This window comes from Methylomonas aurea, assembly GCF_024505045.1.
In the GTDB taxonomy this organism is placed as follows: domain Bacteria; phylum Pseudomonadota; class Gammaproteobacteria; order Methylococcales; family Methylomonadaceae; genus Methylomonas; species Methylomonas aurea.
This window is the reverse complement of record NZ_JANIBM010000003.1, coordinates 1-11303: the sequence shown is the minus strand read 5'-3', so window position 1 is coordinate 11303 and position 11303 is coordinate 1. Positions and strand designations below refer to the sequence as shown.

At 56.4% G+C, this 11303-nt stretch carries 11 protein-coding genes; 8 read left to right on the top strand and 3 right to left on the bottom strand.

Going from position 1 to position 11303, the window contains the following annotated elements; genetic code table 11:
- Positions 1 to 40 precede the first annotated feature (40 nt).
- The 4 genes from NP603_RS03310 to NP603_RS03295 all read left to right on the top strand — a co-directional run bounded on the left by NP603_RS03310 (position 41) and on the right by NP603_RS03295 (position 4733).
- Complete coding sequence (locus NP603_RS03310; RefSeq protein ID WP_256609507.1) at positions 41 to 1450, top strand: efflux transporter outer membrane subunit; 1410 nt, start codon at positions 41 to 43, stop codon at positions 1448 to 1450.
- A 311-nt stretch (positions 1451 to 1761) separates the two neighbouring features.
- Entirely contained in the window at positions 1762 to 3765 is a 2004-nt protein-coding gene (locus NP603_RS03305; protein WP_256609506.1) for a TOL_0244 family TonB-dependent receptor, read from the top strand.
- 183 nt (positions 3766 to 3948) lie between these two features.
- A complete protein-coding gene (locus NP603_RS03300; RefSeq protein ID WP_256609505.1) occupies positions 3949 to 4122 on the top strand; it encodes a hypothetical protein in 174 nt (57 codons plus the stop codon).
- A 128-nt stretch (positions 4123 to 4250) separates the two neighbouring features.
- Positions 4251 to 4733, top strand: a complete 483-nt coding sequence (locus NP603_RS03295; RefSeq protein WP_256609504.1) for a cytochrome P460 family protein — start codon at positions 4251 to 4253, stop codon at positions 4731 to 4733.
- Positions 4734 to 4789: 56 nt separating this feature from the next.
- Here the strand turns inward: NP603_RS03295 and NP603_RS03290 are convergent, their stop codons facing one another.
- A complete protein-coding gene (locus NP603_RS03290) occupies positions 4790 to 5638 on the bottom strand; it encodes a CvfB family protein (RefSeq protein ID WP_256609503.1) in 849 nt (282 codons plus the stop codon).
- Positions 5639 to 5859: 221 nt separating this feature from the next.
- Between NP603_RS03290 and NP603_RS03285 the strand changes: the two genes are divergently transcribed.
- A complete protein-coding gene (locus tag NP603_RS03285; protein ID WP_256609502.1) occupies positions 5860 to 6372 on the top strand; it encodes a hypothetical protein in 513 nt (170 codons plus the stop codon).
- 40 nt (positions 6373 to 6412) lie between these two features.
- Here NP603_RS03285 and parE read toward each other — a convergent pair whose 3' ends face one another.
- Entirely contained in the window at positions 6413 to 8305 is a 1893-nt protein-coding gene (gene parE, locus NP603_RS03280; protein ID WP_256609501.1) for a DNA topoisomerase IV subunit B, read from the bottom strand.
- A gap of 289 nt (positions 8306 to 8594) precedes the next feature.
- A complete protein-coding gene (locus tag NP603_RS03275) occupies positions 8595 to 9092 on the bottom strand; it encodes a phage tail protein (RefSeq protein WP_256609500.1) in 498 nt (165 codons plus the stop codon).
- A gap of 559 nt (positions 9093 to 9651) precedes the next feature.
- Here NP603_RS03275 and NP603_RS03270 point away from each other — a divergent pair.
- From NP603_RS03270 to NP603_RS03260, 3 genes are all read left to right on the top strand, one after another.
- Positions 9652 to 9885, top strand: a complete 234-nt coding sequence (locus NP603_RS03270) for an exodeoxyribonuclease VII small subunit (protein WP_256609499.1) — start codon at positions 9652 to 9654, stop codon at positions 9883 to 9885.
- The gene (gene ispA, locus NP603_RS03265) at positions 9878 to 10771 is read left to right on the top strand and encodes a (2E,6E)-farnesyl diphosphate synthase (RefSeq protein ID WP_256609498.1); all 894 of its coding nucleotides are present in this window, start codon (positions 9878 to 9880) and stop codon (positions 10769 to 10771) included. Before NP603_RS03270 ends, ispA begins: the two co-directional genes overlap by 8 nt.
- A 48-nt stretch (positions 10772 to 10819) precedes the next feature.
- On the top strand, positions 10820 to 11303 hold a 484-nt coding region (locus NP603_RS03260; protein WP_305891311.1), incomplete at its 3' end, for a 1-deoxy-D-xylulose-5-phosphate synthase N-terminal domain-containing protein.

Here is an 11303-nt window from a genome sequence, read left to right as displayed (position 1 = left end):
AATACCGGATTTAATAAGGACCGGTTTAATAGCCCAAGCCATGCTCGCCACCGGCCTGCTGGCCGGCTGCGCGGTCGGCCCGGATTACCGGACGCCGGCCACCGCTGATTTGCCCGGCCAATTCGTCAACGCCCCTGCCCCGCTGTTTGCGGCGGACAGCAGCGAGGTGGCCTGGTGGAAATTGTTCAATGACGGCTTGCTGGAACATCTGGTCGAGCAAAGCCTGCAACACAACCGCGATTTGCAAGCCGCCAAAGCCAATCTGGCCGAAGCCAGGGCCTTGTATCTGGAATCGGGCTTGAGTTTGTTGCCGACCGTCACCTCGCGCGCCAGCTATAACGAACAAAAACGCAGCGCCGGCTCGTTGAACAACCGGGCTTTCGTGCCGCGCGAGTTGAAACTGTACAGCATGGGCTTTGACGCCTCGTGGGAATTGGATTTCTTCGGCCGGGTCCGGCGCGGCGTCGAAGCCGCCGACGATCAGGTCGCCGCCGAGGAAGCCAGCTTGCGCGACGTCGAGGTCAGCCTGACCGGCGAAGTTGCCCGGAACTATTTTTTGCTGCGCGGCCTGCAAAATCAGTTATCCGTGGCGAAACGTAACGCCGAGAATCAGGCACAAACCCTGCAGATCACTCAGGTCAAAGTCGGCAACGGCCGCGGCACCGAACTGGATACCACGCGCGCCGAAGCACAGCTGGCCAGCACCCGCGCCGGCATCCCGCCGCTGGAAAATGCCATCTCCCAGGCCATCCACCGCTTAAGCGTGTTGAGCGGGCAGATGCCGGATGCCTTGGTTACTATGTTAAGCGCCGAACAAGCATTACCCAAAGCTCCGGAAACGATCCGGATCGGCGATCCGGCGCAACTGCTGCGGCGGCGGCCGGACATCCGGATGGCAGAGCGCCAACTGGCCGCAGCGACAGCACAAATCGGCGTTGCCACCGCCGACCTGTTTCCGCGCGTGACCTTCGTCGGCAGTATTTCTCTGGAAGGCAACACCTTGACCAACTTGGTCGCTCCGGGCGGCGATGCCTATTCGATCGGTCCGCGCATCACCTGGGCGGCGTTCGATCTGGGCCGGGTCTATGCCCGAATCAAGGCCGCCGACGCCCGTGCCGAGGCCAACTTGGCCCAATACGAACAAACCGTGCTCAATGCGTTGGAAGAAACCGAAAACAGCCTGGTGGCCTATCGCCAGGAATTGAGCCGGCGAGCGGATTTAAGCAAAGCCGCGGCCGCCAGCGCCAAGGCCCGCGAGCTCGCGCAATTGCGCTACCAGGAAGGCATCAGCGATTTTCTGACGGTACTGGATGCCGAACAACGCCTGTTACAGGACCAAAGCCAGTTAGCACAAAGCGAAACCGCCGCCGCGACGGCGCTGGCCGCGGTCTACAAGGCGCTGGGCGGCGGTTGGCAAACGGCCGCCGAGCCGGATAACGCCAGCCGATAAAGCCCGGATGCCGGTCGAATATCCGGATCGGCGTGCCGTTAGCGCCGTTACCGGAAATCGGCGGCGACGGTTTCCGGCCGGTTCCGTTCGCCGGCCCGGCCACATTTTCCCGGCAAGGTCAACTGCCAAGCCGATACATTGTCCTGCCGTCTGCCGGCGTGCTACCCTGCCGCCGTCTGTCTTAAATCTTCAATAAAATTCAAGTAGTTCTCAGAAAAAACTAGAATCTTGCGCATATACCATCTTTCGCTACAGTTATCATAATTCTTTCACAATTGCCGCCTCGCAAGGTTTATCCCCGCCTCGCCGCCATGAAAAAAAATAATCCTTTATTTCGGTTCGCAACGGTGGTTCTGGCCTTGCCAAATAGCCTGTCTGCGGCCGACCTAACCGATCTGAACCTGGAAGAACTGATGGCGGTGAAAATTACGTCGGTGGCGAAAAAAGTGCAATCCTTGCAGGATTCGGCCGCCGCGGTATTCGTGATCACTAATGAAGATATCAAGCGCTCCGGCGCCACCAGTATCCCCGACGCGTTGCGGCTGGCCCCCGGCATCGACGTCGGCCGGATCGACTCCAACAAGTGGGCGGTCAGTTCGCGCGGTTTCAACGGCCGTTTCGCCAATAAATTGCTGGTACTGATCGACGGCAGAAGCCTGTACACACCGGCCTTCGCCGGCGTGTATTGGGAATTGCAGGATGTGATGCTGGAAGACGTCGAGCGCATCGAAGTAATCCGCGGCTCCGGCGCGGCCTTGTGGGGCGCTAACGCCGTCAACGGTGTGATCAATATCATCACCAAGCATACTTCCGACACCCAGGGCGGATTGGTCAGTGCCGGCGGCGGCAGCGAAGAACTCGGCTTCGGCGCCTTTCGCTACGGCAAGCAAATCGACGCCTCGACCAGCGCCCGGGCTTATCTAAAAGGTTTCGAACGCGACGCGTTGGCCCGCGCTGCCGGGCAAAGCGCCGGCGACTCCTGGAGCAAGATGCAGGGCGGCTTCCGCATCGATTCGGATCTGTCCGATGCCGATTCGCTGACGGCGCAAGGCGACATGTATTCGGCCGACCTGAACCAGCAACTGACACTGCCGATATTGACCGCACCCTACCAACAAATCGTCGGCGACCGGGCCATGGCCAGCGGCGGCAATGTGGTCAGCCGCTGGCAGCACACTTTCTCCGATACCTCGAGCAGTACGCTGCAACTGTATTTCGATAGCTACAACCGGCGCGAAGCCATTATCGAAGAGGAACGCCACACCGGCGACCTGGATTTTCAACACCGCTTCGCGCTCAACGATTGGAACGACATCATTTGGGGCCTGGGTTACCGCTACTCGTTTTCCGACGTTACGGAAGTCCGCCCGGATATCGCATCCTTCGCCCCCTCCAACCGCGGCAATAGCTATTACAGCGGATTTGTGCAGGACCAACTGACGCTGATAGACGATACGCTATGGCTGACTCTGGGATCCAAACTGGAGCGTAACGATTTCACCGGTTTCGAAGTTCAACCCACGGCACGTTTGATGTGGGGGCCGCACCCCAACCACCGCGTGTGGGGCGCGGTATCGCGCGGCGTTAGAATTCCGTCGCGGGTTGACGTCGATATGGCTTTGGTCGGCCAAACGCTGCCGCCGTTCACAGGCCCGAACCTTACCCCCTTTCCGTTAGCGCTTACGGTGATGGGTTCCGGAAACTTCAAGGCCGAACAATTGCTGGCTTACGAAATCGGTTACCGCTTCACCCCCAATCCGGCATTTTCGCTGGATATCGCCGGCTTTTACAATAACTACAGCACCCTACGCTCCGATCACCCTGAAGCAATAGATACTTCGCAGCTGCCAGCCTACCTGCGACAGCCTTTTTACATCGATAACGGCAGCGCCGGCCGCACTTACGGCATCGAAACTTCGGCAGTCATGAAAATGCTGGACTGGTGGCGCTGGGACGTCAGCTACAGTGCGCTGAAAAGCGAACTGAGTAGCAACGCCTATTATCAGGAAGCAATTTCGCCGCAACATAAACTCTCGTTGCGGGCGTCCGTGAATCCAACATCGGATGTGACGCTGGACGCCTGGCTGCGTTACGTCGACAACGCCAGCGCCTTCACCCTGACCGGACCGGCCTACGTCCGCTCCTATACCGCGCTGGATCTAAGACTGGGATGGAAGTTGAACCGTGCGGTCGAACTGGCATTAGTCGGGCAAAACCTGCTGGATAACCGCCATCTGGAATACATCCAGGAATCGTTCACGCTACCGACAGAAGTTCAGCGCGGCGTTTACGGCAAGATCACCTGGGAATTTTAGGTATCCGGCGCATCGCCAGCCAACCCGTAGCCGCGGTTTGTCGCAAACCTATGCGCAGCCTGCGGGCCTTACCGAGTAAGATGCGTAAGCAGGCTGATATCCTTGGGCGCCGTCGCCGGCGACATCTCCCAACAAAAAGCCAACGAAGGGGCATCATCCCGCCCGGGATAGCCGAATTCGAGCATGATCAACGACGACAAACTCGACCGTCGCATTTGGTTCGACAGCTACCGCCAAGCCATGGCAAAGCCATCCTCAAGGCCATGGATCATAAGCCGGACGTCATTTGGCTACTGGAAAACCAAAAAGAAGTTCGTCCACAAATACTTCCAAATGGGTCTGGACTGCAAGATTTAAGCGCTTTACGTCCCGCCCAGAACTAATAGCGTATCAATATTAATTTGACAAGCCGGCAAAATCCGCCTAAAAAGACAAACTGATTTCGATTCGAAATCAGTTTGTCTTTTTACAGGGGAGATTTAGCCATGAATACGCGCTTTTCAATGTCCACCGCCGGATTGTTACTGACCCTTTTTGCCTCGGCCCAAGCCGCCGAACACAGCGTGGCTTACCCGGAAGGCTATCGCACCTGGCTGCATGCCAAAAGCATGCTGATTCAGCCCGGCCACGCCCTGGAAAATCCGTTTCAAGGCCTGCACCACGTCTATGCCAATAAAAAAGCCGAAAGCGGATTGAAATCCGGCAAATATCAAGACGGCTCCGTGCTGGTATTCGACCTGTTGCAATACCAGGAAAAGGATAAAACCATTCAGGAAGGCGAGCGCAAACTACTGGGTGTGATGCAGAAAGATTCGAAAAAATATGCCGCGACCGGCGGCTGGGGCTTCGAGGGCTTTGCCGGCAACAGCAAGACCGAACGTTTGGTCAAGGATGGCGGCACAAGCTGTTTCGCCTGCCATGCTTCGGAACAAAAAACCGACTATGTGTTTTCCCAATATCGGCCCTGATTCGGATTTTCCGGCCTTCGGTCAGGCGCCGCTTGCCGGCGCCTTTATCGCTCGACTTATTTGGCCGTCGCTTGATCCAGCAAACGAATACCGTCCGCCTCGATCAATATCCGCCGCTGTTTGTACAAACCGCCGATGGCTTGTTTGAACACCTTCTTACTGACGGCAAAGGTATCGTAGATCAACTCAGGGTCGCTTTTGTCGGTCAACGCCACATAGCCGCCGCGCCGGGCCAGAATATCCAGTATCTTCGCCGAGGTGGCGTCCACTTTCTGCCCGTATTTTTCCTGGCTGAGGATCAAATCCAGCTTGTGGTCGGGGCGAATCTTCTTGATATAGCCGGTCAATTTCTGACCTTTTTTCAGCGGCTGGAACACTTCGTTTTTATACAGCACGCCCCAGTATTGGTGGTCTACCACCGCTTTGAAACCCAGTTCGGTATGCTCGGCAATCACCAACTGCACGGCCTGGCCTTCCTTGTAGTAAAACGCCTGGTCCTGAATGAAATCGTCCAGCACCATCGACGCGGCGATACGATTATCTTCGTCCAGAAACAAGCGGACCAAATAGGAGCGGCCTTCGATGACCTTACCTTTTTGTTCGCTGAATGGCAGCAATAAATCCTTGGGCAAACCCCAATCCAAAAACGCTCCGGCATGGCTCAGCGAGACGCACTTTAACCAGGCCACTTCGCCGGCTTGTGCCAGCGGCATTTGCAAGGTCGCCACGGTTTGGCCTTTGCCGTCGATATAGACAAAGGCCTCGACTTTGCTCCCGGCCGGCAAATCCGTTACCGGCTGCTTATCGGCCAACGCAATTTCTCCCCATTCGCCGCCGTCCAAAAAATATTGGTTGTCGCGCCGGCTAAGCACGGTTAACGCATTGACTTTACCTAATTCGATCATGGGATTCCGGGAGATTGAGACGAGACCGGCCGCATTGCGCCGGCGTTGGGAAACTAACGAAGCGGCATTATACAAGCAATCGCGCCAAGGCTTACCGCCACTTGCGCAGTGATAAAACGGCAACAATTGACGCAGCTCAATCGATTTAGCGCTACGACCGACTATAATGGCCGGTTTTTTCAGCACGTTACGGCGCTCGAAACCGAGTGCAAGCACACACCATGACTTTATTACTCAAATACCTGTCCTCCTGCTGGTTTCTGAATAATCCGGCCGACTTAGTCCCGCCCAATTCCTTTATGTGGAAAAACGTGGCGTTTTATTTGGTCTCCGGCATCATCGTCGAGAGCTTGATTGCCGACCCGGCCGACGGTACGCTGGAAGTATTGGGCCGTACCATCATGGCTTTCAGCTCGGTGGCGGTGTTGCTGCTGGTCGAAAAAAAATGGAGCCTGTTCAGCCAGTTATATACGTCGATTTTCGTCTGCGAAAACTTCATCATGACCCTGGCCATCGCCGCCGAAGGCCTGGATTACTGGCTGGTGTTGAAACACCACCCCTACCGCGAGGAAATCGGCATCGGCATCGCGGTATTTCTGGTGGTCTGGTATATCAGCATCGTCAGTTACATCTTCCGCGGTTTTTTCAAATACCCGACCAGCACCAGCGTAATCTATGCCTTCAGTTATTTCGTGATGACCTACGGCATTCCGATGCTGTTGATGGACATTTGACCGGTCTCCGGGCGGGCACCAACTCGGTAGCCGCCTTGCATTACAAAATCTCGGCCAGATTCCCCTTGTCCTCCAGCCAACTTTTGCGGTCGGCGGCGCGTTTCTTCGCCAGCAATAAATCCATCTGCTGAAACGCCTCGGCGTGGTCCGGCACCGTCAACTGCACCAGTCGGCGCGTGTCCGGGTTCATCGTGGTTTCGCGCAATTGCGACGGATTCATTTCGCCCAAGCCCTTGAAGCGTTGGATATTGACCTTGCCGCTAAGTTTTTCGGCTTCGATTCGCGCCAGCACACCCAAGCGTTCCGATTCGTCCAAGGCGTAAAACACCTTTTTGCCGACGTCGATCCGGTACAGCGGCGGCATCGCCACGAACACGTGGCCGGCTTCGACCAAGGCCTTGAAGTGTTTATAAAACAACGCGCAAATCAAGGTGGCGATATGGTTGCCGTCGGAATCGGCATCGGCCAGGATGCAGACCTTGCCGTAACGCAGGTTTTGCAAATCGTCGCTATCGGGCTCTATGCCCAGCGCCACGGCGATGTCGTGCACCTCTTGCGAGGCCATGACCTCGCCGGAATCGACCTCCCAGGTGTTCAAAATTTTGCCTCTGAGCGGCATGATGGCCTGGAACTCGCGGTCTCTGGCCTGTTTGGCGGAACCGCCGGCCGAATCGCCCTCGACCAGGAACAGTTCGGTACGGCTGAGATCCTGTCCTGAGCAATCGGCCAGTTTGCCGGGCAAAGCCGGCCCTGTGGTAATCTTTTTACGGACGATTTTCTTGGCCGAACGCAAGCGCTTTTGGGCGCTGGCGAGGATGATCTCGGCGATTTTTTCGCCTTCCTGCGGATGCTGGTTCAGCCACAGGCTGAAGGTATCCTTGGCCACGCCGGAAACGAAAGTCACGCATTCGCGCGAACTCAAACGTTCCTTGGTCTGCCCGGAGAATTGCGGATCTTCCAGTTTCACCGACAGCACGAAATGGCAGTTTTCCCAGACGTCTTCCGGCGCGATCTTGACGCCGCGCGGCAGCAGATTGCGAAAATCCAGAAACTCGCGGATCGCTTCGGTCAAACCGGCGCGCAGGCCGTTGACGTGGGTACCGCCCTGCGCGGTCGGCACCAGATTGACGTAACTTTCCGCCACCGCCTCCGGCAAACTGTCCGGCGTCCAGACGATGCCCCACTCCACCGCCTCGTTGCTGGCGGCCATATTGGCCATGAACGGCGGCTGCGGAAAAATTTCGGCGTCGCCGACTCGATCCAGCAGATATTCTTGTAAGCCGTTCTGGTAACACCATTCCAGCCGCTCGTCGCTGAGTTCGGACAGCAGCACGATTTTCAGGCCCGGACACAAAACGGCCTTGGCGCGCAGTACGTGCTTGAGCTTGCTGACCGATACCCGATTGGAATCGAAATATTTGGCGTCCGGCCAAAAATGCACGCTGGTGCCGGTGTTGTTTTTGCCGACGTTGCCGGTTTGCTGCAATTCGCCCACCTTGTCGCCGCCGGCAAATTCCATTTGATACACCCCGCCGCCGCGCTTGATCTCGACCAGCAGCTTTTCGGACAAGGCATTGACCACAGACACACCAACACCGTGCAAACCGCCGGAGAATTGGTAGTTCTTGTTGGAAAATTTGCCGCCGGCGTGGAGTTGGGTCAGGATCACTTCGACGCCGGGAATACCTTGCTCCGGATGCATGTCGACCGGCATGCCGCGGCCGTCGTCGACGACCTTGACCGAACCGTCTTTAAACAAGGTCACTTCGATGTTTTTTGCGTATCCGGCCAGCGCTTCGTCGACGCTATTGTCGACCACTTCTTGCACCAAATGGTTGGGCCGGGTGGTATCGGTATACATGCCGGGGCGCTTGCGCACCGGGTCCAGGCCGCTCAGCACCTCGATCGCAGCGGCATTGTATTCTTGGGTCATGATGTGTTTTTGAAGATGTTAAGCCAGTGTCGGCCGACCATTATATGCCAACCCACCCGCGCAACGGCTGCTAAGGGCAAATGTCGGCTGCCATGACCGCCGGGAACGCCTGCACTCAGCAATAGCCGAGTCGGTGCCGAGCCCAGTCCCGCCAGTTCCAGATCAAATTACCGGTCTTTGAGGGGGTAGAAAGAAAGGCCCTGCGAAAAACCGGACGAACGACGTTTCCCAGGGCTCATTTGCTTTTTTCGGATGCAAGCCAACCATTTTGGCGGCGTCACGGTTTAGATCAGCGCAGGCGTTGCACTTGGTCAGCGGCGAATACAATGGTTTCTTTGCCGGGCGTCGTTTCGTTGAAATCGATCGATGCCGGCCACACCCGGCTAAAGCTCCATTCCGCGATAGGAGTCATCGTCTGGTCATAGGCAATCAGAGTCGCATCGACCCGCGCCCGGCCTGAACGTCCGCTAACCACCTGCTGTCGCCAATTCCAAAAATCCATCGACTTGGTCAAGCCTCTGCTACAGGTAAGATTTTTTACCAGCAGACGCCCAACTATCGTACTGGTAACGCTCTCTTCGCGCGGGTTACCCCTCACACGCTCAACTTCGTTCTGCGACCCAATACCTTTGCAATCGGTGAAATAGGTGGAAATACCGCCGGCGTTAAATTCGTAATAGACCGACACGCCGGAATCGCCGGCGACATCCTGAGTGGCAGCAGCGCTGGCTGACGAGGCCATCAAGGTACCCAATACAATGCTTATACAACGGCTAGTTGTTTTCATGACATATCCTCAAAAGGTTCGATAATTTGGCTTAGAAGAAAGCCACCGACGCGATGATTAAAAAATCCGCCGTAACAGTCGATGAACTTCAATTTGTATTGGCAAAGGGGGTGCCATGTTTCGCGAACCGAGACAAGAAGCAGCTAAACCATTGAATACATCTAATTATTTACAAACAACGCCTAAGAAACAGCAGCACCAATAACGCCTATTGACCACGACATATCGCTTTTACACGAAATATCGTACGAAATTCAAAAGCTCAATTGACCCGGTTCATATTGCGGATATCTTTTCTCCATCGTCCCGAATTTGGGCGATGGGGCGGCGAAGCCAATGGCGCTAGTCCGTGTCGTGGTTGCAATTTTGCGCGAGATAGGCCGCCCAACCTAGCGGACAAGCTATTCAACCGCCCATTGGAAAATAGCAAACGCCTTCGCAAGTTGGCCCGCAATCTCGGTTGCCGATGGCCGAACCCGGCAATTTCAATCCGAACTCATTCGGCCAGCAATTCATACTATAATACTCGGTCATTTTTTTGAGCATAACCGCGCATACCATGACGAGACGCAAAAACGCTGCCCAATTTGAAGAGGCTATGGCCGAACTGGAAAAGTTGGTCGAACTGATGGAGCGCGGCGACATTACGCTGGAAGAATCGTTGAAATTCTTTGAACGCGGCGTCGGCTTGACCCGGACTTGCCAGCAAGCGCTGCAAGATGCCGAGCAAAAAGTACAGATTTTATTAGAAAAAAACGGCCAGCAAACTTTGGAGCCATTCACCGATGAGTAAGTTGAAAGAATATTTAGTCGCCTGCCAGAACCGCGTCGAGCGTGCGTTGGACGCCAGGTTGCCCGGCGACAACATTTTGCCGCAGACGCTGCATGCGGCAATGCGCTATAGCGTTTTGGACGGAGGTAAGCGCACTCGGCCATTGTTGACCTACGCCACCGGTGTGGCCGTGGGCTTGAGCGAAGACGAGCTGGACGCCCAGGCCTGCGCGGTGGAGTTCATCCACGTTTACTCGCTGATCCACGACGACTTGCCGGCTATGGACAACGACGATCTGCGCCGCGGCAAGCCGACCTGCCATAAGGCTTTCGACGAAGCCACGGCGATCCTGGCCGGCGATGCCTTACAAGCCCTGGCGTTCGACGTCCTGGCAAACGACGCTGCGATCAAAGCCGGACCAGAGGCACGCTTGAAAATGATTGCCGCGCTGGCCCGCGCCAGCGGTTCGCAAGGTATGGTCGGCGGCCAGGCCATCGATTTGAGCTCGGTAGGGCGCAAATTGACCTTGCCCGAACTGGAAAACATGCATATCCACAAAACGGGCGCCTTGATCCGGGCCAGCGTCAATCTGGCCGCGCTGTCCAAGCCCGGCCTGGATGTCGACGCCGCCAAAAAACTGGACCATTACGCCAAGTGCATCGGCTTGTCGTTTCAAGTGAAAGACGACATTCTCGACATCGAAGCCGATACGGCAACTCTGGGTAAAACGCAGGGCAAGGACGTGGATAACGACAAACCGACCTACCCAGCTTTATTGGGTCTGGCCGGCGCGAAGGAAAAAGCGCAAGCGCTGCACGAGCAAGCGGTGGCCAGCTTGGCCGATTTCGGTCCGGAAGCCGACCTACTAAGGGAACTATCCCTATATATTATCGAGCGCACCCACTAGACACCTGCTTTTCTCGCTGCCCTGCGACCCCAAGGAAATAATAACAACATGACATCTTCCGGAAACTTCCCGCTACTCGACACCATCGCCGGCCCGACCGACATACGCGCCCTGAAGAAAGAGCAACTGCCGCAGTTGGCCGATGAGGTGCGTTCTTATCTGACGCATACCGTCAGCATTTCCGGCGGCCATTTCGCCGCGGGCCTGGGTACGGTGGAACTGACCGTGGCGTTGCATTATGTGTTCGATACGCCGGTGGACCAGTTGGTGTGGGATGTGGGCCATCAGGCCTATCCGCACAAGATTCTGACCGGGCGCAAGGATCGGATGACGACGATTCGCACGCTGGGCGGGGTGTCGGCATTTCCGTCGCGCGACGAGAGCGAGTACGACGCGTTTGGCGTCGGCCATTCGTCGACTTCGATCAGTGCGGCCTTGGGTATGGCGATCGCGTCGCAGTTGCGCGGCGAGGACAAGAAGATGGTGGCGATCATCGGCGACGGTTCGATCACCGGCGGCATGGCGTTCGAAG

What these genes read in the sequence shown, in the direction of transcription:
- NP603_RS03310 (WP_256609507.1), top strand. Translation starts at nt 41, where the DNA reads ATGCTCGCCACCGGCCTGCTGGCCGGCTGCGCGGTCGGCCCGGATTAC.
- NP603_RS03305 (WP_256609506.1), top strand. Translation starts at nt 1,762, where the DNA reads ATGAAAAAAAATAATCCTTTATTTCGGTTCGCAACGGTGGTTCTGGCC.
- NP603_RS03300 (WP_256609505.1), top strand. Translation starts at nt 3,949, where the DNA reads ATGATCAACGACGACAAACTCGACCGTCGCATTTGGTTCGACAGCTAC.
- NP603_RS03295 (WP_256609504.1), top strand. Translation starts at nt 4,251, where the DNA reads ATGAATACGCGCTTTTCAATGTCCACCGCCGGATTGTTACTGACCCTT.
- NP603_RS03290 (WP_256609503.1), bottom strand. Translation starts at nt 5,638, where the DNA reads ATGATCGAATTAGGTAAAGTCAATGCGTTAACCGTGCTTAGCCGGCGC.
- NP603_RS03285 (WP_256609502.1), top strand. Translation starts at nt 5,860, where the DNA reads ATGACTTTATTACTCAAATACCTGTCCTCCTGCTGGTTTCTGAATAAT.
- parE (WP_256609501.1), bottom strand. Translation starts at nt 8,305, where the DNA reads ATGACCCAAGAATACAATGCCGCTGCGATCGAGGTGCTGAGCGGCCTG.
- NP603_RS03275 (WP_256609500.1), bottom strand. Translation starts at nt 9,092, where the DNA reads ATGAAAACAACTAGCCGTTGTATAAGCATTGTATTGGGTACCTTGATG.
- NP603_RS03270 (WP_256609499.1), top strand. Translation starts at nt 9,652, where the DNA reads ATGACGAGACGCAAAAACGCTGCCCAATTTGAAGAGGCTATGGCCGAA.
- ispA (WP_256609498.1), top strand. Translation starts at nt 9,878, where the DNA reads ATGAGTAAGTTGAAAGAATATTTAGTCGCCTGCCAGAACCGCGTCGAG.